Origin of the sequence: Nocardia pneumoniae NBRC 100136 (assembly GCF_000308755.1) — a bacterium.
Classification (GTDB): domain Bacteria; phylum Actinomycetota; class Actinomycetes; order Mycobacteriales; family Mycobacteriaceae; genus Nocardia; species Nocardia pneumoniae.
This window is the reverse complement of record NZ_BAGF01000146.1, coordinates 52,331-73,638: the sequence shown is the minus strand read 5'-3', so window position 1 is coordinate 73,638 and position 21,308 is coordinate 52,331. Positions and strand designations below refer to the sequence as shown.

13 protein-coding genes and 2 pseudogenes are annotated in these 21,308 nt (G+C 64.5%); 9 read left to right on the top strand and 6 right to left on the bottom strand.

Annotated features, from left to right (window positions below; genetic code table 11):
• Window positions 1–209 precede the first annotated feature (209 nt).
• Both ON34_RS35665 and ON34_RS29590 read left to right on the top strand, forming a co-directional pair.
• Window positions 210–1,027, top strand: a pseudogene (locus ON34_RS35665) (IS5 family transposase).
• Between the two features lie 291 nt (window positions 1,028–1,318).
• Window positions 1,319–2,833, top strand: a complete 1,515-nt coding sequence (locus ON34_RS29590) for an ISL3 family transposase (RefSeq protein ID WP_040785813.1) — start codon at window positions 1,319–1,321, stop codon at window positions 2,831–2,833.
• Here the strand turns inward: ON34_RS29590 and ON34_RS38675 are convergent.
• A complete protein-coding gene (locus ON34_RS38675; RefSeq protein ID WP_373291987.1) occupies window positions 2,769–3,047 on the bottom strand; it encodes an effector-associated constant component EACC1 in 279 nt (92 codons plus the stop codon). The genes ON34_RS29590 and ON34_RS38675 overlap by 65 nt on opposite strands.
• 509 nt (window positions 3,048–3,556) lie before the next feature.
• Here ON34_RS38675 and ON34_RS29580 point away from each other — a divergent pair.
• Window positions 3,557–4,330, top strand: coding sequence for a class I SAM-dependent methyltransferase (locus ON34_RS29580; RefSeq protein WP_157172484.1), 774 nt, complete (start codon window positions 3,557–3,559; stop codon window positions 4,328–4,330).
• A 301-nt stretch (window positions 4,331–4,631) separates the two neighbouring features.
• Here the strand turns inward: ON34_RS29580 and ON34_RS29575 are convergent, their stop codons facing one another.
• A complete protein-coding gene (locus ON34_RS29575) occupies window positions 4,632–5,279 on the bottom strand; it encodes a TetR/AcrR family transcriptional regulator (RefSeq protein WP_083889891.1) in 648 nt (215 codons plus the stop codon).
• Window positions 5,280–5,574: 295 nt separating this feature from the next.
• Between ON34_RS29575 and ON34_RS29570 the strand changes: the two genes are divergently transcribed.
• The 4 genes from ON34_RS29570 to ON34_RS29555 all read left to right on the top strand — a co-directional run bounded on the left by ON34_RS29570 (window position 5,575) and on the right by ON34_RS29555 (window position 9,961).
• Window positions 5,575–6,324 carry an SDR family NAD(P)-dependent oxidoreductase gene (locus tag ON34_RS29570; RefSeq protein WP_040785808.1) on the top strand — a complete coding sequence of 250 codons (750 nt, stop codon included), beginning with the start codon at window positions 5,575–5,577 and terminating at the stop codon, window positions 6,322–6,324.
• A gap of 4 nt (window positions 6,325–6,328) precedes the next feature.
• Window positions 6,329–8,041, top strand: coding sequence for an FAD-dependent monooxygenase (locus ON34_RS29565; protein WP_040785806.1), 1,713 nt, complete (start codon window positions 6,329–6,331; stop codon window positions 8,039–8,041).
• Window positions 8,038–8,676 carry a class I SAM-dependent methyltransferase gene (locus ON34_RS29560; RefSeq protein WP_157172483.1) on the top strand — a complete coding sequence of 213 codons (639 nt, stop codon included), beginning with the start codon at window positions 8,038–8,040 and terminating at the stop codon, window positions 8,674–8,676. Before ON34_RS29565 ends, ON34_RS29560 begins: the two co-directional genes overlap by 4 nt.
• Window positions 8,677–9,073: 397 nt before the next feature.
• Window positions 9,074–9,961 carry an IS5 family transposase gene (locus tag ON34_RS29555; protein ID WP_444543835.1) on the top strand — a complete coding sequence of 296 codons (888 nt, stop codon included), beginning with the start codon at window positions 9,074–9,076 and terminating at the stop codon, window positions 9,959–9,961.
• Between the two features lie 259 nt (window positions 9,962–10,220).
• Here the strand turns inward: ON34_RS29555 and istB are convergent, their stop codons facing one another.
• The 3 genes and pseudogenes from istB to ON34_RS38820 form a co-directional block, all read right to left on the bottom strand.
• Window positions 10,221–11,009 (bottom strand): IS21-like element helper ATPase IstB, encoded by a 789-nt coding sequence (gene istB / locus ON34_RS29550; RefSeq protein WP_040785803.1) that lies wholly within the window; start codon window positions 11,007–11,009, stop codon window positions 10,221–10,223.
• Window positions 11,009–12,521 (bottom strand): annotated as a pseudogene (gene istA, locus ON34_RS29545) (IS21 family transposase). Before istA ends, istB begins: the two are co-directional and overlap by 1 nt.
• 319 nt (window positions 12,522–12,840) lie before the next feature.
• A complete protein-coding gene (locus tag ON34_RS38820) occupies window positions 12,841–14,751 on the bottom strand; it encodes an ESX-1 secretion-associated protein (protein WP_083889889.1) in 1,911 nt (636 codons plus the stop codon).
• Window positions 14,752–15,300: 549 nt separating this feature from the next.
• Between ON34_RS38820 and ON34_RS36475 the strand changes: the two genes are divergently transcribed.
• Together ON34_RS36475 and ON34_RS29520 are read left to right on the top strand one after the other, a co-directional pair.
• Entirely contained in the window at window positions 15,301–17,442 is a 2,142-nt protein-coding gene (locus ON34_RS36475) for a hypothetical protein (RefSeq protein ID WP_157172482.1), read from the top strand.
• A gap of 700 nt (window positions 17,443–18,142) precedes the next feature.
• A complete protein-coding gene (locus ON34_RS29520) occupies window positions 18,143–19,726 on the top strand; it encodes a hypothetical protein (protein ID WP_157172481.1) in 1,584 nt (527 codons plus the stop codon).
• Between the two features lie 30 nt (window positions 19,727–19,756).
• On the opposite strand, the gene ON34_RS29515 is transcribed toward ON34_RS29520, so the two are convergent.
• Window positions 19,757–21,214: a hypothetical protein gene (locus tag ON34_RS29515; protein WP_245548256.1), complete on the bottom strand. Its 1,458-nt coding sequence runs from the start codon at window positions 21,212–21,214 to the stop codon at window positions 19,757–19,759.
• Between the last annotated feature and the right edge of the window lie 94 nt (window positions 21,215–21,308).

Genomic DNA, 21,308 nt, shown 5'->3' with positions numbered 1-21,308 from the left:
GTTGCCCATGTTGTTGGTGCCCTCGGCAGGACACGCACAACATGGGCAACTGGGAGACGTCTGGTCGTCGTTGATGACTACTCGATATGAGCTTGTTCACGAATGGGTGCGTGGGGGTCAGGGGTTCGAGTCCCCTTAGACCGTGTCTTACGTGGCTGTGATTCGTTTGCGTTGTGCCGGAATCGGTTGTGTTGCATGATGTTCGACTCGTGGTCGATGAGTTGTCGAAACGTCTTGTCCCGGACGAGTTGTCGGCCCTGGTCGAGCCATTGCTGCCGGAGTTCACTGCGCGTCCGCAGGGTGGTGGCACCACCCCGGTCGATGAGCGTGCGGTGTTCACCGCGGTGGTGTTCGTGCTGACCAGCGGCTGCGCGTGGCGGATGCTGCCGCCCTAGTTCGGGGTCACCGTTCCGACGGCGCATCGCCGGTTCAGCGTGTGGACCGAGGCCGGCTTGTGGCGGCGTTTACACAACGCCGTGCTGGACGAGCTGGGTGGGCGAGGCTTGATCGACTGGTCGCGGGCGGTGATCGACGCGGCGAGTGTTCGGGCGAAAAAAGGGGGAGCTTTGACCGGTCCGAGCCCGGTCGATCGCGGCAAGCCCGGCTCGAAGATCCACGTCCTGTCCGACCGCGCGGGGATCCCGCTGCCGGTGGGGATTTCGGCCGCCAACACCAACGACGCCGAAGCGCTGCGGCCGCTGGTCAAAGCGGTCCCGGCCATCCGATCGCGGCGCGGGCCGCGCCGACGCAAGCCCGGCAAGCTGCACGCCGACAAGGCATACGACACCGCCGAACTGCGGAATGGGTGCGAGACCGCGGCATCGGCGTCCGCATCGCCCGCAAAGGCATCGAATCCTCCCAGCGCCTCGGCCACCACCGACGGGTGATCGAGCGCACGATCTCCTGGCTGACCGGCTACCACCGCCTCAACATCCGCTACGACCGCAAGGCCACCCACTTCCTCGCCTTCCTCACCCTCGCCGCGACACTGACCTGCCACAAGAAACTCACGAAATCAACCACATGAGGCATGGTCTTAGCTCCACAGAAATAGCAGGTCAGGCCGGTCTGAGACCGGGCCTGACCTGTTTTGTGTCAGGCCCCGCGTTTACCCCCTGTTTTCGCTCTGGATTCTGTTTGGCCTGGTGCCACCTGCGCGGTGGTGTGTCGCGCTGTGTCGACCGGGGACTATGCCGACGCCGCCGGTAGCAAAGCGTCTTGCCGACGCCACCGGGTGCCGACTGCGATGACCAGAGCGCGTCCGGCTCTGGCTCACTTCCGGTGGCTGAGTGTGGTCGCGTGACGGCACGATGCCTGGGTGGGTGAGGCGGATGTTGCTGTCGGGCTGGTGTTCTCGGGTTTGTCGGCGCTGGTGATCGACGAGGGCTGGAGGCTCGTAGTGCGGGCCCGGACAGCGCCCGGCCCGGCGGTGTGCTCACGCTGTGGTGAGGAGTCGGAGAAAGTCCACAGCTACCACCACCGGACCGTCGCCGACCTGCCCGCCGACGGTCGCGTGGTGATCGTCAGGGTACGGGTTCGGCGACTGGTTTGCCCGACACCGCAGTGCTGCAGGACTTTTTGTGAGCAGGTTCCCGGGCTGCTCGAACGCTACCAACGGCGAACGACCCGACTGACCGGCCAGGTGCGGGCGATCGTGAAAGAACTGGCCGGTCGGGCTGCGGTTCGCGTGCTGGCCGCGTTGCCGGTTCGATTGTCCCGACATACCGCGGTGCGGGTACTGCTGGCGATCCCGCTGCCGGACCGGCCGGTCCCGCGGGTGGTCAGCGTGGACGACTTCGCCCTGCGCCGCCGAAACCGTTACGGCACAGCGGTCATCGACGCTGTCACTCATCAACGGATCGACGTCCTGGCCGACCGCAAGTCCGAAACCCTCGAAACATGGCTGCGGAACAATCCTGGCGTCGAGGTCGTCGTCCGTGACGGATCGGCCACCTATGCCGAAGCGATCCGCCGCGCGCGGCCCGCCGTACTGCAGGTCAGCGACCGCTGGCATCTGTGGCACGGCCTGGCCCGATCGGTGAGGGAAGTCGTCGCCGCGCACGGCCGATGCTGGGCCGCGGCCGGCCCGAAGCGGCAAACACTCACCCGCGAGACCACGACGTTGGAACGCTGGCATGCGGTGCACGATCTGCTCGATCAAGGTGTCGGACTGCTGGACTGCGCCCGGCGTCTCGGCCTGGCGTTGAACACGGTGAAACGCTACGCCCGCGCATCCGAGCCGGACCAGCTGCGCCGCCCACCGTATTACCGGGCCTGCCTTGTCGACCCCTTCCGCGACCACTTGCGGCAGCGTCGCACCGAACAGCCCGGTGTCCCGGTCCTTCACCTGTTCCACGAGATCAAAGCGCTCGGTTACACCGGCGGCCTGAACCTGCTGCACAAATACCTCAACCAGGGGCGCGCCGAGAGCGACCGCATCTGCCCCTCACCGCGTCGGCTGACTTCGTGGATCATGAGCCGGCCGACCGATCTTCCCGCCGGACGCCGCGCTCATCTGGACGAACTTGTCGGGGCATGTCCCGAGATGACCGACCTGGCTCGGCTCGTCGGCGAGTTCGCAGCGATCCTGATCGAACGTCGCGGTGGGGATCTCGACGAGTGGATGAAGCAGGTTCGCGAGGCCGGGCTGACCGAACTCGGCCCTTTCCTTCGCGGCCTCGACCAGGACCACGACGCCGCGGTCGCCGGCCTGACCGTGCCCTACAGCAACGGCCCGATCGAAGGCGTCAACACCAAAACCAAACTGATCAAGCGACAAATGTATGGCCGGGCCAGTTTTCAGCTACTTCGGCACCGCATCCTGCTCGCATAGCCCGGGCACCACCGGAAGTGAGCCAGAGCCGAGCGTCCGACAGTCCGCCTAGCTCGCCGGGCTCGGGAGCGGCGGGGACGACCTGCACTCGACCGCGCAGATCATGTTCCTCGGTCAGCCAGCTCCGCAGCGACGCGAGATCCACCGGCAGTTCATCCGACGCGACACGGACGACGATTTCTACAAGACCCCCAAGTCGATGATGATGGATCATGATCGCACGAGGAGCGCTTCCGCACCGCAGAAGAACGCAGTGGCACAAGACCTCTCGAAGCTACAACCTAGTCTAAGCCCGGCCGGCGCTGCGGCCTTCCACAATGATGATCACCTGCGCGGCGGCATCCAGGCTCGGCCGGGATTCAGCATACGCACTTGAGGCGGCCACGGGAGTCACTGATTCGCGCCACCTGTTCGTAGGAGTGTTGGGTGCGGATCTACATCACATTGAGGAGCCTTGCCACTTCGCGGGATATTTCGACGATCATGCCATGCAGCCAAACCTGGCCCTTTTCGCTCGATGTCGGATCGTAATTTCGCCGCCACGTTGAAGGCTGCCGGAGTTCGCCAGAATAGAAGTTGGCAGTGCGCACCCTTCAGAATATCTTCATGTTTCTGCCAGTAGAGATACCTATGCTTGATACCTATGTGACGACCCGGCCACTGGGCGTCAAGTATCGTAAGAGGTGACAATTCCTGAGTAGTAGACTCGCAGAGATTCTGCGCATGGCAAAGGAATCTCTGCGTCGCAGCATTCAATCGGCCGGCGAGCAGGCAATCGCCCCGCCGATGCGCGAGTCAGCGCAGGGGGTGCGACGAGCCGTTCGTGAAGTGATGGCGACCGACGAGGTCGCTGCCTTCATTCGAGAGATTCGGATACGGGCAGGGCTGCCGGCCGAGTCTCGGAGCTCCGATGTTCGAGACCTGCGGGCCAGGCAGATGCGTCAGGCCGACGATATGAATCAGCGCTACTATGGCCTGGGGTATCGCCCTATGGGGACTGATCCGATCGAGATAGACTCCACGCAGCTGCGTACAGAGCCGACAGAGGACTTGAGCGTTCTATTGGACGAGGTTCGCGTGAGCGAGGGCGGAGCACGGCTTGTAATAGGCGGCGGTCACAATTTTCGGCCCGCAGAGCCGGGAGAGGTTTTCGTTAACGTCGATGCAGAATCCAGGCCGGATGTCGTCGCCGATCTCCGTGATCTATCGATTTTCCCTGACGGTATCTTCGATGAAGTTCACCTAGAGAGAGTCCCTCTGTGGAATTCTCTGCAGGAGGGGGGAGCGTCCGAACTGAACCGTGTTTTGCGCAATGGTGGACAGTTGATTATCGGTACCGGTATAAATAACATGGCACCCGCAACAGAACGTCTCGCAAATATCCATGCGCTGGAAGCTGCCGGATTCGGCAACATCGAGTATACCGTTGTCCGAGACGACATGATGGACCCCGATAGCCCCGCGAGTGACTGGTACGAGATCAGCGCCACCAAATGAGTGTGCGCGGGGGACGGTCGACCGGAGTTCGACGTCCTCGAGGGCAGCCGGGAGAATACGAGGTATCACGCACCGACGTCCACTGGAGTGGCCACCGCAACTGCCGGGTTTGTCTATGCGAGGATTTGGCGGTACCAGCGCTGTCGGCGTCTGGTTCCGGGGTTTGGTCTCGACTGGACTGCGACCAAGCTGGAATATCGCGCTGTGAACTGTACTCGAAAGAAGCTTGACCCCATGAGGACACCCGGCCGCGGTCTGATGTGGCGCGTCGAGCGAAGGGCGCTTGCCGGTAATGGTCTTGTCAGGGACGAATCAGGGGCATGAGCACCTGGTCGAGTATCTCGTTGATGACGTAGTCCTCGATGGGGGCGCCGTGTAACAGATAGTGGTGGCTCAGGAGTGCGGGGCCGAGAGCAACCAGCCGGGGGGTGAGCGCTCGCGGGCTCGCCTGGCCCCGGTCGACGGCGCGCTCGAGCACCGCGCTGATCAATCGGCTGCGCCCGTGTGTGACGTGTTCGCGGGCTGCTTGCGTTGCGTCGGGGTCGGTGAGGGTTTCGGCGATGAGCCCGCGCGCGGCCTCACCGTAAGGTCCAGCGAGTCGGTCGGCGGCGGCGCGCAACACTGAGAACAGGTCGGTGCGGACGTCGCCGGTGTCAGGGGCCATTTTCCGGTCATGATCCGCAGCGTGCAGGATCGCGGCCGCGACCAGATCTGCGCGGCTCGGCCAGCGGCGATAGATGGCCGCTTTGCTGGTACGAGCTCGCTGGGCGACTCGTACGACGGACAATCCGGCATACCCGGTTTCGGCCAACTCGGCGAGTGTCGCGGCGTGTATCGCTTCGACGAGGACCTTGCCGCGGCGGCGCGGCAACCGACGATGGTCCGGCCCTGGCGGCCTGGGAGACCCGGCGTCGGCGTTCGTCACCTTGGAGTGTCGGTTGGTGTCCATCGATCGGAAGCCTATCGCCGATATGGAGAACGCCCAGGCCTATGTCGGCCGGGCGAAGGCGGTCAGCGCCGCGCCGAGAATCCGTGCGAGCAGGACGACCGCTTCGCCCATCGTTGGCCACGGCGAAGTCGATTTCCGGGGGTAGGCAGCTGGGTGGCCACGGTTCTACTCCTCATGCAGATCGTTCGTGCTCGACCTGGTGGCGGTGTCTTCGGGTCTGCTATAGAGTACGTCATATCCCTCTATTAGAGGGCGTTGAGTTCTCTATTCGTGATCCAACTACGAGGAGTGGTTCATGGCTGCACGGTTTGCGGTGATAGCGGGATGCACCGATGAAATCGGACAGGCGATTGCTCGTCGCGTGGTAGGCAACGGGGACTGGGTCGCGCTGATCGACAGCGATCGCGGCGCGATCGAGCACATTGCCGACGACCTCAATGCCACCGGCCGGGGACGGGTGACGTGGCACTGCGCCGACCTCCGCCGGCCCGAACAGGTCGAAGACGTCAGCGCGGCGATCGCGGCCGAAGGGCCGGTGGATGTACTGATCAACAACGTGGACGATCCGATGCATGGCCACGAGCGGGCGGATCTGGACCAATTCGCCACATGGTGGCGCCGGGGATTCGACACCAACGTCTTGCCCGCGGTGATGCTTACTCAGGCGCTGCTGCCCGGGCTTCGCCGTCCGGGCGGGCGGATCGTTGCCATCGGATCCGTCGCGGCGCTACTCGGTCGTGGTGCCTATGGCGCGAGTAAAGCTGCTCTGCATGCGTGGGCGCATGGACTGGCCCTGCGCCTGGCCGCGGAGGGTGTCACTGTCAACGTCGTCGCACCCGGTCTGGTGCCAGACCCCGAATCCGAACGATACCGGCAGCACAGCATCGAGCTGCAGGAGATCATGCGCCGTCAGGTCCCGATGGAGCGGTTCGGCACCGGCGAGGAGATAGCGGCCATGGTCGGATCTCTCATCGCACCCGACGCCGGGTATGTCACCGGCCAGATTCTGCAAGTCAACGGCGGCATGGTCCTGGGGCGGGGCTGAGGGTATGAGCAACATGCACGCATCGGGCTCCGAACCGGCGGTTCTTATCGTCGGCGCGGGTCCCACCGGGCTTCTGCTCGGCGCCGACTTGGCGCGACGTGGTGTCGGTTGTCGCATCATCGATGAGGCCGGTGTCCGCCGATCGGCGCCCCGCGCGGTCAACCTGCATCCGCGCTCGATGGAGATCTTCGACGATCTGGGCATTGCCGGCGAGGCGATGGCATTGGGAACCAAGGTGCTCCGGCTGAACATGTACGCGGCATTCGAGCCGGTGCCCGGCCGACCGCCACGACACCTGGGCCGCATCGATCTGAGCACGCTACCGTCGCGATTCCCGTTCTCGCTTACTCTGCAGCAGCCGATCACCGAACGTCTGCTGGAGGACAAGGCGAGAAGCCACGGCGTCGGCGTGGAACGCCACGTCCGATTCGTCGGCGCGAGCCAGGACTCCGTCGGCGTTACCGTTCGCCTCGAGCACCTGATCGACGGCAGCTGCGAAGACGCTCGATTCGAGTGGGTCGTGGGATGCGACGGCATCGGCAGCACCGTGCGGGACACTCTCGGCATCCCGTTTCGGGGCAGCACCTACGGGACGGACCTCGCAGGTGTCGACGTCGAGCTCGAGTGGGCGTACCGGCATGACGAAGCCCATGTATTCCTGTCGCCGTCAGGCACACTGCGCTGCATGCCGGTGCCCGGCCCGGACCGCTGGCGGCTCATGGCAGACGTTCCGTACCTGGCGGGAGGACAGCAGCGAACGGAACTCACTCTGCAAGGGTACGAGGAGCTGGCGCGTCAGCGGGGCGTCGACGTCATACTGCGAAAGTCCCACTGGATGACCAACTTTCACATCCATAGACGCATCGCCGATCGTTACCGCGACGGCCGTATCCTGCTGGCCGGGGATGCGGTCCATGTGCACAGTCCTTCCGGGGCGCAGGGCATGAACATGGGCATGCAGGATGCCTACAACCTCGGCTGGAAGTTGGCTCAGGTCATCGAGGGGACATCGCGGCCAGAACTGCTCGATACGTACGAGCGTGAGCGGCGTCCGGTCGCAGTGCGCACGCTGCGCACTACCGACCGCAGCGTGCGATGGCTCGAACTACGCAGCCCGTTCGCCCGTTCGCTACGCAATTCCATTGCCCGCGTAGCGCTTCGGATTCCCACTATCCATCGGCACATGGCCGAGGAAGGTTCGCAGCTCGGCATACGTTACTCGACGAGTCCCTTGACCGCCGAGCATTGGAGCGGACGACGCACACCACCGCAAGCTGGTGAACGTGCCCCGGACGTCTGGTTCGGGCCGCCGTCCGCCCGGCGCGCTACTCATGAGCTCTTCCGCGGTACCGGGCACACGCTGCTCCTGTTCGCCGATGACGTGCCCGCCTACGCGGCGGAACTCAGCGGCCTTGCCGCCGCAGCCGCCGAGCGGCGTGGCGGTCGGTTGACGTGGTACCTGGCAGCTCGGGGCCTCGACGTGACGCATGGGCTCGACATCGCATCCCACCTGCTGCTCGATCCCGACGGAGCGTTGCACGCAGGCTGGGGTGCGCCGGCCGGGAGCCTCTATCTGATACGGCCCGACGGCCATATCGCCTACCGGAGTCGACCAGCCGATGCCGTGCCGCTGGAAAGGCATCTCGACCGAATCCTTCAGGGCGCCGGAAACAGGTGGTGCCCAGCAAATCCCCGATCAACGAGGAGGACCACATGACCCCGGCTTTCCGCTGGTGGGGTGACATCACCAACCGGCTCCGTATCGGCCCGACCTTCTCCTGGACACCCGACCGCAGCCTGATCGAACTGGTTGAAGGCTCGGCCGGGGTGGTTCCGGGGCCTGCCCTGGACATCGGGTGCGGCAATGGGCGTAACGCCCTGTACCTCGCGCGTCACGGATGGCATGTGACGGGGGTGGACCTGCTCCCGAGCATGCTCACCACCGCCCGTGCCGAGGCGGAGAGCCAAGGATTGACCGTCCGGTTCCTCGAAGGTGACGTGACCAAGCTGAGCGACCTCGCCATCGATACCGAGTTCACACTGCTCGTCGACGGCGGCTGCCTGCACATGGTTCCTCAGCGTCGGCGTGCGGCGTACGCGGCCGGCATCAACTCCGTCGCGGCAGACGGCGCGCGCCTGATCGTCTTCGGATTCATCCGCCATCCGCTGCTCGGAGGCGGCGTCAGCGCTGATGAACTGCGCCGACTTTTTCCGGACTGGGATCTCCTGGACGCCGCTCCCATACCCGGTCCAGAGGTCAGTGAGTATATTTCCCGGCCCGCCATCGTGCGCAAGGCGCTGGCCAGACAGTGGCTCACGGCCTGGCGCTACCAACTTCAATATCGGCCCTGACCACGGACATCCGACCGCTACGCGGTGCGCGGGCTGGGTACCTGCGCACCGTGCCGGCGAGATGCCCAGATACAAAGCACGTGTTTCGTTTCCCGCTATGCGGAACCACTCATGTTCGGACCGCTGTGGACGGCGGCTTCACAACACCGACGACTGCCAGTTTTCGATTCCGCCTCGGGGAATAGAATGTTGGTTTCGGCTGCTTGGCATCGGGCTTGGTCGGACGCGAGCCGGATGTTGTCGTAAACCGCAGACGCAGCGGCTAGCCCCTGTTTTGGAAGTGAGTGGCTGGTGTTGCGCCGCTGCGCGGCGCACATCAGGGGTGATTGGAGGTCTCCGGTATGTAGTTCAGCGACCAAGCAGAACGAATACCGGAGACCTCGTGCCCAGCGTAGTGGTGGCGGGGCGAGCGGATCTGACCGTTGCCCAGTGGGCGCGGTTGGAACCGCTGTTGCCTCGCGGGAAGAAGGCGGGCCGCCCGCCGAAATGGAGCAAACGCCAGCTCATCGACGGGATCCGGTGGCGGATCCGGTGCGGGACACCGTGGCGGGACGTGCCCGGACGCTACGGGTGCTGGCAGACGCTCTACGGGCTGTTTCGCCGTTGGCAGCGCGCGGGAGTGTGGGTGTGGATCTGGAAGATGCTGCAGGCGTTCGCCGACGCGGCCGGGAATATCGGCTGGCGGGTGAGTGTGGACTCCACCATCGCGCGTGCGCATCGACACGCTGCAGGCGCTCGTCACGACGGCCATCGGCAGGTCGAGCCGCCCGGCGGGGTCGATGCCGAGCCGCCTGATCACGCGCTCGGGCGGTCCCGGGGCGGGTGGACCACCAAAACCCATCTGGCGTGCGAGCAGGGCCGCAAGGTGCTGTCGCTGCTGCTGACGGCCGGTCAGCGGGCGGACTGCCAGCAGTTCACCGCGGTGCTCGAGGCGATATCGGTGCCCCGCCTGGGCGCCGGTCGCCCGCGGACCCGCCCGCAGGAGGCGCTCGCGGACAAGGCATACAGCTCGCGCGCGAACCGCTCCTATCTGCGCCGACGAGCAATCACCGCGACGATCCCGGTCAAGGCGGACCAAGCCGCCAATCGGCGCAAGAAGGGTTCTGCCGGTGGAAGACCACCGGCGTTCGACGCCGAGCGATACAAACAGCGTCACGCGGTCGAGTGCGGAATTGGTCAGCTGAAGGAGAACCGGGCCGTCGCTACACGGTTCGACAAGCTCGCCGTCCGCTACCAAGCCGTCCTGCACATCGCTGCCATCAACCAATGGCTACGACACGGGTGAGGGCGGGCATCCGCCCGCCCACACCACTTCTAAAACAGGGGCTAGCACAGTGCTCCGAAGATCGGGCGTCGACGCTGGGAACTCGGCATATCCACTGAAATTTCGATTGCCTGACGCATATCCTCCATCAGGTTCGCGGACGCGGGAGACGCAGGGGGTGTCAATGGCCAGTGGGTTCTCCCCGTGGGCGGCCCATAATCGTCCCCGCTGGTGGCCAGTTGGTTTTCCCCAACGGTGGCCAGTTATTTCCCCACCGAGGTCAGCGCAGTGGCTTCACCCCCTCGCCGTTGGTGGCTTGAGCGAGGCGGTAGCTGTCGCCGTCGGTGACGACGACGTGTGCGTGGTGCAGGAGCCGGTCGACCGTGGCGGTGGCGAGGGTTTTCGGCATGATCTCGTCGAACCCGGAGGGGTGCAGGTTCGACGAGACGGCCAGCGCTCGGCGTTCGTAGGCGGCGTCGACGAGCCGATAGAACCCCTCGGCCGCATCCGGTGAGACGGGTAGCAGGCCGATGTCGTCGACGATGATCAGGTCGGTGCGGATCAGGCGGGTGATCGCCCGGGAGACCGAGTCGTCGACGCGGTGCCGCCGCATTAGGGCTCCGAGGTCTTCGATGGTGAACCAGGCGACAGTGAGCCCGGCCTCGACCGCGGTCTGGCCGAGTGCTTCGCAAAAGTGGCTTTTCCCGGTCCCGGAAGGGCCGCAGATGCAGAGATTTTCGGTGTTGCGCACCCATTCCAGGGTTTTCAGCGCGTCTTGGGTGGGCCGCGGGATCGAGGACGCGGTTTCGTCCCAGTCGCCGAAGGTTTTCCCGGCAGGGAATCCGGCGCGTTTGCGGCGGGTCCGCAGGTTGGTCGCATCGCGGCCGGCGGCTTCCTCGGCGAGCAGGACGCGGACGACTTCGGCGGGGTCCCAGCGTTGTGCTTTCGCGGTCGGGACCAGGTCGTTCAACGCGCGGCGAAGGTAGGGCAGTTTCAGGCGCTTGGTCAGCGCGATGGCTTCGGCGAGGGGGTCGCCGGTCGAGCCGGCAACGCGCAATGGGGCAGACATCAGTGATCGCTTTCAGGTTTGGTGGTGGGCATGCCGAAGTTCGACCAGGCCGAGGTGCCCGGTTGCAGGCTGTGGTTCTCGGTCGCGCGAGTTGGTTCGGCCTGCTCGCGGCCGAGGTTGTGGGTCAGGATCCTGATCAGGTCGTTCTCGGCGAAACGTCCTGCGATCGCGGCGATCCCGAGCGCCCGATCGACATCCCCGGGCGGATGCAGCTTGGCCAGGGTGACCGCCTCGGCCATCTTCGCCCGAATCCTTCGGGTTCCGGCTGCGGCGGCCTCGGTCAACCAGGCGGCGGCGCCATCGCCGAGCAGCAGGAACGCTGCTTCCTCGGCATTGCCTGGCCGCGGTCTGCGGTCCTCGTGGTGTTCCAGCCGGGGCGGGTAGTGTTCGGGGTTGATCGACGGGTTCCCTGGGGCCGACCGCTGGTGGCGGGCGACTTCAGCCGGCCCGGTGTCGCCGACGGTGGTGACGATCAGTTCGTCGCCGTGGAACCGGACCCAGACCCGGGTGTCGACCAGATGATGCGGCACCGAATACCGCGCTCCCTCAACCGAAACCGTCGAATCCCAGTTCACCCGCCGAGTCGTGCCGAACGACACCGTGAACGCGGTCTTCGGCAACGGATGCAGCCGGGTGCGTTCCTCGGCCAAAGCATCGACCGGCCGACGTCGGATCTCGCGATGCTCCCGAGTGTTGACCTCATCGCAGAACTGCCGGCAGGCCGCCTCCAAGGCACCGAAGGGTTCGGTACTCGCCCAGCAGGTTCGTCTGCGTCGGCACCAGGTCGGCTTTCGCTATGCGCACCGTCGCTTCCGAGCCGCCCTTGGTTTGCGGGTCGGCCGGAACACACGTCCGGATCGTCATCCCGTAATGCTTGGCGACGTCCACGATTTCCGGGTGCCGGACCGCGATCCCGGCGACATGACCGGCCGTGACGGTCTTCTCGTTGTCGGTCAATGCATAGGTCGGGACCCCGCCGATCCGCCGCAGCGTCGTATCCAGGCACGACACCACCGTCGGCAGCGTCTTGTCCATCACCGGGATCACCACCCGGAACCGCGACCACGCCAACCAGGCGCACCACAACTGCGTCCGGCGCCCGTCGATCACCGGCCCAGTGCCCCAGTCCCACTGCAACCACAATCCCGGCTCGGTGATCCACGGCCGGAACACCCGCCGCTGGCCTTCCCGCAACCGTTGCTTGACTTCGGCGACCACCCTCCGGGTGGTCCGCTCACCGCCGGTGAACCCCATCGCCGTGATCCGGCGATGCACCACATCTGCCCGGATCCGGCCATCGGAGCGCACCACCAGCTCCTCGATTTTCGGCAAGTACTCATCGATCGGACGTGCCCGATGCTGCCGGGCCACCGGCGACTCACCCGCCGCCCGCAACGCGACATACCGGGCGACCGTGTGATGGTCGCAGCCGGCCAGCGCCGCCGCCGCACGGAACGAACCCGTGAGGTCGTACGCCTCCAAGATCTCCATGATCTCCCTACTGCTCTTCACGCCGCACGAGCCTGCCCGCGCGGCAACCAGGACAAATCACCCGGGGAGATAACTGGCCATCCACGGGGAATCCGGTGGCCACCAGTGGGGCCTTAAATGGCCGCCCGTGGGGAGAATGTCATGGCCGCTGACAGGGGGTGAGGTCAAGCAATGCAGGTCCACGATTCGGTAGTGCTCGACGGCACCAGTGGGACTCTCGAACGCGACCGAGTCCTCTTTTTCTCCGCGCAGTCGACATATTCGTGTCTGCTGCGGAGTCCAAGTTCTCGTGAAGTGCTCTGATCGCCCCCGGGTTGCGCTGATCGGATCGCTTCGGTTTTCATGCGCCCTGCGAGGAGTTCGGTGCGATTACCGGAGGTCGAGTTGCCGGAGGGTCCGTGGTGACGACGGCGCCGGTCGGTGGCGCTGCGGTGACGTGCGGGGCGGCCGACGGGCGGGCGGCAATTCCCGCCCTGGCCGCATGCCCGGTCTCCGGCGCCGACACCGCCGTCCGCGGCGTCCCGAACAGTGGGTGCTTCACGATTTGCTCATGTGCGTAGATCGAGTCTCGCAATCGCTGCGCCGTCGGGTCCTGTGCCAGCAGCAGCACCAGTTCGTTGCATCGGCGCTCGAACATCGCTCCGCGCACGGCCGAGACATCTGTCGTCGGTAGCTCGCCGAGGTCGGCGTGGTTCCCAGCGCCTCGGCGCGAGGCCGTCAGTACTGCCAGGCGGTTGTCGGCGTCCCGTAGCTCCGCCCACCAGTGCGGCGGTACGTCGAAACCAGCCTGGATCGTTGCCAGAATTCGGTCTCGCAGCCCTGGCAAAGGATCGGCTTCCTCCGGTCTGGAGCCGGATCGACGAAGGCGCGCATGCGCGTCCAACGCCAGCTCAACACATTGTGACCGCAATTGCGCATCGGTAACGGCGGACAGCCGCTCGAGGGAATCCGCGGAGCCGACCAAGGCGAGCCGGTCCACTCTGTCGGGGCCGGGTACGCGTAGGTCCAGGTCGGACGACGCTCGCACGGACCCTTCCATCACCACATCGCTCAACTGCTTGCGCAATGCAGGGTTGATGGGCTCCGACGAGACCAGCGCCGACAGCTGGGCGTCGATACGGGATCCCCATTTCAGACCGAATTCTGCGAGCGTCCGTGCCGGGTCGGCGATTAGCTCCCACGATGATCCGGCACTGTCCGGGCCAGGATCGAGGTACTCCTCCCAGATCCAGGGTGTAGACACCTCATGTGGCAGGAACAAGCCTGCGGGTAGCCAGCCTCGTCCCTCGTTCGAGGTGAGGAGCACGCGGGTGCCAGCGGATCCTCGCATCACCGATACCGCCCAGGACGGTCCCGCTGCCGACGAGTCCACGGCCGCCAATACTCCACCCAGGAGTGTGCGAGCCATTATCAGATCCTCGTTGACAGAGTCTCCCGCCGCCTGGGAATCATCGGTTGCCCTGTCGTTCGTCGCCGCCACGGCAGCCGCCACCGCCGCGGCGAACGACGTGTGTGTAGCCGGTGCCAGTGGTCGGGTCGAGGCGTCGACGCGCTCGGAACTGCTCCGTGTGTCTGGTCGGACTGCTGCTGGCCCGTTCGCAGGAACATTCGTATTCGGTGCGGCAGGAGCTGACCACGGCGTGAAGATGTCTGCGCGTGGCGGCGGCGCCGTACCTGTGGCGGGTGCAGCGGCGTCGGGCTCGTCCGCCGAAGGGGTCGCCGCCGATGGAGTGGCGTCCGTGACCGGGGTGGGCACGCCTGCCTCGTCCGGCGCAGAGGCTGCGACATCGCCGGGCGATGGCGAACCTGTCGGTGTCGAACCGTTCGCCGGCGGCGTTGCGCCATCCGGGTCTGGTGAAACGCTATGCGGCGGCGTGCTCATCGATGCGGGGTCGACGGGAAGAAGCTGCGGGCCGGGAGACTGGGTACTGTTTTCGAATCCCGCGGCGGCGTTACGGACACTCGATGCGCCGTCGGTGTCTGCCCGTTCATAGGCATCCGCGGAATCGCGCAGCGCGGTGGCGGTGTCGACGTGTTTGTCGGCAAGGGCGTTACCAGCCCGCTGTCTGGCCTTGTAGTAATCCTGCAAAGCGCGGCGCACCGGTTCGGCAATTTTTCCGTACTGTGCTTGGAACGAGTTCAGCCATTCGGTGGGCGGTTCCACCCACTTGCGGATGTTCTCCGCGGCCCGGTCGTGTTGCTCTGCCTGGTTACGCAATACGGCAGGGTCGACATCGAGTCTGTCTCGCATCCTTGATCAACCACTCTCCGGCTGCTGCTTCTGATTTACCCGTCTGCGCGTACGCACTGCACCGGGGAGACGGGTGAACGACATAAACCCGAGCAGGCTCCCGGTTGCCTCGACCGCATCGCCGACATGACTCCTGTTCCATCGTGGGCGGTGGATCGCCGTGGTCAACGGGCGGTCCGGCTCACCTTCTGTTGCCAGCGACCTCGCGGCAGACCCCGCAATTCAAACTCGTCGGCTTCCAAAAGGTGAAGCATATATATCGGATCTTCAGCTTTTCTTCAGTAGCGCAGCGCTAGCTGTCGCACGTAAACGTCAGGGTTGGCTCGCTGACCAGGTGTGTAGGCTACGAGCGTGATTGTGAGGAATTCCTGAAGAACGCTCCACATTGCTCGCATCGCACGATCGTGCGCTATGGACTGTCTGCACAAAGTCCTGAGTTGTGGGTCGGTGTGCTATGCCGTCGTCGGTTTGTTCGGACACCGCCGCCGCCGATGCCGATGCCGATGCCGAGATATTGGCGGCGAGCTACGAGCCAAGGGTAGATATGTAATGAGTAGCGACGGATCCAGTTCTGAGCATGAGGCCACAGGGCCCGGCGGATATCTTACCGACAACGACGGGTCCGATATTGAGGGCAGTGAGGATGGGACAAGCAATAGCTCGGAAGACAGTTACCGGGGTGTAGGCCCCGGCGGGTATCTCACAGAGGACGACGGGGCGGAAGTGGAGGCTGGGTCGGGCGGTGGTTCGACCGGGCTTGGCGACGATTATGTGGATCCTGCTGCGAATTGGTCTGACGCCGGCCCTCGGTCGGGCGGTGAGCTGGCAGAAAGTGAAGGGGCTGCGGGAGACTCTCCTTCAGGCTCTGGATATGAGGGTGCGGGTCCAGGCGGGTATCTCACAGAGGACGACGGGGCGGATGTGGAGGCTGGGTCGGGCGCTGGTTCGACCGGGCTTGGCGACGATTATGTCGATCCTGCTGCGAACTGGTCCGATGCCGGTCCCCGGGACGGCCGCAGCCATGATTTTGTCACCGAACTCCCCGACGGATCCTTTCGGGTGCACTATCCATGGCTCGGTGGCGGCTCCGAGGAGCTGAATGCAACGATAGAACTGGTCGAGCAATGGGCAGAGAACTGCCTCGGCTTGATTGGTATCAACGATTCTCGCAGGATAAAGGAAGACCTGCGAGACCTCGAGTACTTCCTGAAGAACAACGGCTTGGTCAGCCCTGAGGATGTCGGATTATCTACAGCGCTCGACAGATACCGGGGTAGTGTCGATCAACTGAATAGAATCGAATCCAACCTGGAGTACAGAGATACCGGTGTCGAGCACATATCGACCGAAGAATTACCGAAAGAGCTCAGACGAGCTCGGAGCCGAGTGGAGAATACACTCAATGATCTAGGGGAAACCCTGACGATTGCCGCTGACGAAGGGCTGGGCAGGACAGGGGATGGAGAATTCAACCAAATGACGTCCGCGAGGGAGAGAGAAATACTGGGATCCCTCTCCCATGCGGTCGATGAGATAGAGACGGAAATTCACAAGGTATCGAAGGTGGCCGACGATGCCGCACGGAATATCGACGAACATGCTCCTGATCACGATGACGACGCTTCTTCTTCGACAGCCGAGGAAGAGGAGCTGGCGACTGTCGAGGAACAGCGGGAGGCCGCGGAAGAGGAGCTGGCGGTTGCGGAGGCGGAACTGGCAGCCGTGCAGGAAACAGCAGTAACGCAGGAGGAACTCGCAGCGGCGGTGACGGCGGCCCAGGCATCCGGCACCGACGAGTCGGCGCCAGCGTCCGGTTCCGACGACAGCACTGGCGGTGCCGACAGTGACAATTCCGACGACGAGGATCCCGGCCCCGGCGATTCCGGCAGCCCGGGCACGGAGCCGGGATCCAACTCGGATTCGGAGACAGATCAGACCGACGAGGACGTCGCTGCGGCTCCGCCGGAAGCGTCATCGGACTCCAGCAGTGGCATGCTGGAAATGCTGCCGATGCTGGCGATGTCAGCGATCTCGGCTCTCGTACCTGCGATACAGCCCTTGCTCTCCGGTCTAGCGAACCAGTCGGATCAGCAGAACAACGACACCGAAACGGCTCCGGACGACACCCCGGCGCCCGCCGCTGGGGCGCCGCCGGAGCCTGGGGGAGCTCCGGACGCGGCGCCACCTCCCGACGCCGCAGCCGCCGACGCTGAGGCGGCTCCGCCACCGCCCACCGCGGCGATGTCGTGGGGGACCGTGGATATGACGTTGCCGGACGGGACGACACAGAAGGTGTCGCCGGCGGTAGCAGAAGCGGTGAACAAAGAGCTGAACAATCCGAACGGTAGCGATGCACGGGCGGCGTACACCGGCACGTCGGCGGGACCGTGGACCGCGGTCGACACGGCGGCCGTGCGGACGGGCGATATCCTTCAATGGGCCGAGATCGAGGACTCGGACGGAGTGTCTGGGGCCACCGTGCAGAGCGACCACACAGCATTGGTCGTCGAGACCGGTGCGGGGCGGCAGATAATCGTGGGCGGGCAGCTCGTTCCGTTGGATCCGAACAATCCGCCGATCGAGAAACCGGGTGGGCGTAGTGAGTTTCGGGGGTTCTTCCGTCCGAGTGGTGCCGGTGTCGAGGCCGGCGGTGAATCTGTGACCACGGGAGCAGCGGCTACGTCCGCGTGATTGATGCGGGGTCCTCCCTGGTTGCGAGTTCAGCCGGCGTGCAATGCACGGCTACGTGAGGAATTTCTGAAAACCATCCAGAGCTACTTCCGATTCCTCGTCGATTGTGACACGTTCGAATAGAGTATGACAGTGCTCTACCCTTTCCTTCCTGTCGTGTGATCGGTGGTGAACTTGATGGATCTCTGGGGTGCCGTTAAGGATATTGGGAGTGATGCCTTGGGTGCCGCGCCCGACATCTTGACGACGGCCATACCGGTCGCCACAACTGCAATTGGAGGTCTCACCCCGATACCGGGTGACGAGCTCGTTTGGGCTGCGGTCGGCGGGGCGGTCGGGGGCGTAATAGGCGCTGGTGTTGACGGAAATATCGACAGCTTCAGTGATGTCGTAAACTATGGCCTGATCGGCGGCGCTGTCGGTGCCGGAGGCGCCTTCGGAGCCGGGAAGCTAGCGAGTTCGATAGCGACAAAAGCGGGCAAGACGCTGTCGGATGGTCGGCTTACGGGAATCCGTGCAGCTGGCAGTGGGGTCTCCACCCACTACGCCAATGCATTTGGTGACAGCAATGGAAATTCAGAGCAGCCCTCCTCGTCCGATCAGCGCCGCGGTACGGTTCCTCTGGTCGCAGTGAACCCGACAGCGTGACAGGTTTGCGATGGCACCGCAGTGGCCCGATGGCGAATTATCTCGCATATACATGCCTGATCCGAACCATCGGAATGTAGAACTTGCTCCCGTCGTTGTGGACCTTTATGAAGGCCCCAAAGGAATCGCGGTATTTCTGCGTGATTGGTTCCTCCTCCTGAAGCGGGAGCCTACTGCGCCGCCGCCCGATCTCCCCGAGCTGGATATGACAGTACCTGCACAAGATGTGGGTATTCCAAACTACACGGTATACGCCGATAAACTGAACGTCGCTTTGTCAAATCTTCGTGATGCGCATAACTCCGTGCCGGAGCAGGCGGAAAATTCCAGCCGAAATTCGGACAACGCAAAGGCTTGGGTGGAGGGACTGATCAGTAACCATAACTCGAAAATAAGCGAATGGCCTGATCCAGGTGTGAGTCTCAGCGAGCACTGCATGAACGAGATCCTCGCGGCTACCAATGAGGCTTACGAAAAAATGCCCGGTTACGAGGAGAACCAAGAGGAAATCGCCGACGAAATCGATACTCTGACAAGCCAGCTCGAGGAGACGAGGCGGCAACTGGAAGAGGCTCGGCAGTCGGAGGACACATCCGGTGACGGCCAGGGGAGCCAGGAAGGCTCGTGGGATCCGGCAGGCCTCGACGACTGGCCGTCCATGGACGGAGCGGGCACATCGGACGGGACGGGAAGCGACGACGATGTGGCTCCGGGCAGTGAGACGGATACTCAGCAGGACGGTGCAGGCGTTACCGACGGCGTAACCGAAGAGCAAGATCCGAGTGACTACGGCTCGACTCCTGACGACTTCGAGACCGATACGCCGGATCCCGCCACGCCAGTTGACGATGGGGCGTATTCCGGCTACGACCCGATGGCCGGAATGATGTCGAGCTTGCCGTGGCAGCTGGCGTCGATGATGGGGAACGGCATGACGAATCCTTACGCGCAGGATCCCGCAGCACAGACAGATGCAAACGATCCGCGAGAAGTGATCGCCGCGCCGCCGCCGATCGCGCCCGCTCCACCGACATCGACCGCCCCACCTGCACCACCGGCAGCGGCCGGTGCAGCGCCTCCTCCGAGTCAACCGGCCGTGGCGCCCGGCGGACCATCGGCCCAGCCTGCAGCCAACGGCACGCCACCGAGGACACCCGGCGCCGACGGGACGGTCGACTACACCTTCCCGGACGGCAAGGTGCAAAAGGTCTCGGCGGTGGTGGCGCAGGGGCTGGACGCGGCATTCGCTAACACGGATGGCACAGACGCGCAGACCGCGTATGCGGCGACGCCGGCGAAGTGGACGGATAGGAAGCAGATCGGCGACCGGACAGATCCGTCTCAGCTGATGACCGGCGACGTCGCCGAATGGGAGAATCGAACAGCCCTCGTGCGGGTTCTCGGTCCCGATGACGGTGATTTGGTAGAGATCATTGTCGAAGGTCGGTTACAGCATCTGGTAGCCGAGAAGGCCGACAAGTTGACCGACAGTGGTGGCGAGTTCGGGCTGTTCGTCGGTTTTGCCCACCCGCCCGGTATCGGTGTCGCAGCGCCCGAGCCGGGCGCTGGCGCCCCCGCCGAGACGCCGGTGCCGGCCGATCAACCCGCTGGCCCCGTGGCGTCGTTCAGCGAATAAGGGACGATCGCGGCGCTCGACTCGCCGACGCTATAGGTTGACGATTCTTTGCTCGACGCGTGCGATGCAGGTTTCCGGGGCAGCCGACGAATATTCGAGTACGCCGTCGTCTCCGATGTAGAAGGTCGCCCTGCCGAGGGCGATTTTCCCTTCCGGAACTGGGACCGACACTGCCCATCCGACGCTGAATCGCTGGGCTGCCAACTGTGACGTCGGATATCCCGTGGTATCGAGCCCGAGTCCGGCGATGTAATCACGTACCCGGGCTATCGCTTCCTCGGCCGTGATTGGTTCGTATGTCGGTCCGACCAGGCCGGCGAGCATGTACTGGTGGAACGCGCCGTCGATGTCGAACCGTTCCTCCGCTCCGAAGACATGGTGCAGGTGGGCCCGGGTCACTCCACCCTCTTCGGCGGCGGCCACCAGGGTCGCGATTGCCTCCGCGCGACCGTCCGGGGCAAGGTCCTGTACGAGGCCAGTTGTGGTCTCGCGAGTCCACATTCCCGGTACGGCCGGGGCGCATTCAGCTGCCGACGGCGACTGACCGCGATACCAATGGCCGGCATCCCACCAGTAGCAGAACGAGAGCAGCCCGACTTCGACGCGTGGGTTCAGCGCGGGCTCTGCCACCCAGTCGGGCGCTCCCACATACAGGTCCGGCATGGGCGCGCCGTCGTTGTAGGTGGCATCCAGGGTCGACGCATTCCAGACGCCGCCTGACAGCACGGCCCGTCCTCCGGGTAGCACGTGCAGTGTGGATCCGTCGTGTGCGGTGCCTTCGAAGACACCGGTCCATGGCAGCATTCGCGGGCCCCGCTCGGAGCCGGCGGCAACGAATGCCGCGGCGATCGTGGCCCAGCGTGCCCACAGTGCCGGGAAGGGTGGGAACTCGTTCTCTGCCAACCTCGCCCATGCCCTGTTCGAGCGATCGAGATATGCCTGCCGAGCCGCCTGCCGCGGCCTGCGCCGCTGTCGGTCGCCGTGTGCGATATAGGCGCCCAGCCACACCGGCAGACGCTCACGCGGGTACACCGACAGGTCGGCGCGATACGCCTCGGGCGGGAACAGGTACCGCGCAGGGAACGGTTCGCTGCCGTGGTCGAGGTCGACCTGCATGGCGCCCGAGACATCCATTACTACCAGAATCCGCCACCATGCCCCCGATCTCGACCGTCCGGCCGCGGCTCGTGCATCCCGTGCCGCAGCGAAAGCGGCCTCGGAAGGATGAGCAGAAAACACACGACCACCTACGGAATACACGACGTCGCCAACTTCTGCAGACACCGTCATTGCGAAGACCGCATCGATGCGGCGCCAGCCCGCAGGCGCATGGGCTGCCAAGGCGTGGCTGAGCGGATGGTCGACGGTGAACTCGGGTGGCTCTGATGTCACGTGAGGAAACCGTATTGTTCCTGTCGAATTCTTGCCTGCGGTATTCATGAAGGTTTTCTGAGGAAGCCATTTCTTAAGAACTCCTGAATAATTCATACACGATGGCCGTATGCGCATCGGCGACATGGCATGGTGGGGTTCGGTGCAGGCCGGTCAGGGTAATTCGAAGAAGGCCGGAGATCGGCGGCCC

Coding starts and splice junctions, on each gene's coding strand:
- ON34_RS29565 (WP_040785806.1), top strand. CDS start 6,329: ATGAGCAACATGCACGCATCGGGCTCCGAACCGGCGGTTCTTATCGTC.
- ON34_RS29515 (WP_245548256.1), bottom strand. CDS start 21,214: ATGAATTATTCAGGAGTTCTTAAGAAATGGCTTCCTCAGAAAACCTTC.
- ON34_RS38675 (WP_373291987.1), bottom strand. CDS start 3,047: ATGATCCATCATCATCGACTTGGGGGTCTTGTAGAAATCGTCGTCCGT.
- ON34_RS38820 (WP_083889889.1), bottom strand. CDS start 14,751: ATGCGAGACAGACTCGATGTCGACCCTGCCGTATTGCGTAACCAGGCA.
- ON34_RS29580 (WP_157172484.1), top strand. CDS start 3,557: ATGGCAAAGGAATCTCTGCGTCGCAGCATTCAATCGGCCGGCGAGCAG.
- istB (WP_040785803.1), bottom strand. CDS start 11,009: ATGTCTGCCCCATTGCGCGTTGCCGGCTCGACCGGCGACCCCCTCGCC.
- ON34_RS29575 (WP_083889891.1), bottom strand. CDS start 5,279: ATGGACACCAACCGACACTCCAAGGTGACGAACGCCGACGCCGGGTCT.
- ON34_RS29570 (WP_040785808.1), top strand. CDS start 5,575: ATGGCTGCACGGTTTGCGGTGATAGCGGGATGCACCGATGAAATCGGA.
- ON34_RS29560 (WP_157172483.1), top strand. CDS start 8,038: ATGACCCCGGCTTTCCGCTGGTGGGGTGACATCACCAACCGGCTCCGT.
- ON34_RS36475 (WP_157172482.1), top strand. CDS start 15,301: ATGAGTAGCGACGGATCCAGTTCTGAGCATGAGGCCACAGGGCCCGGC.
- ON34_RS29520 (WP_157172481.1), top strand. CDS start 18,143: ATGCCTGATCCGAACCATCGGAATGTAGAACTTGCTCCCGTCGTTGTG.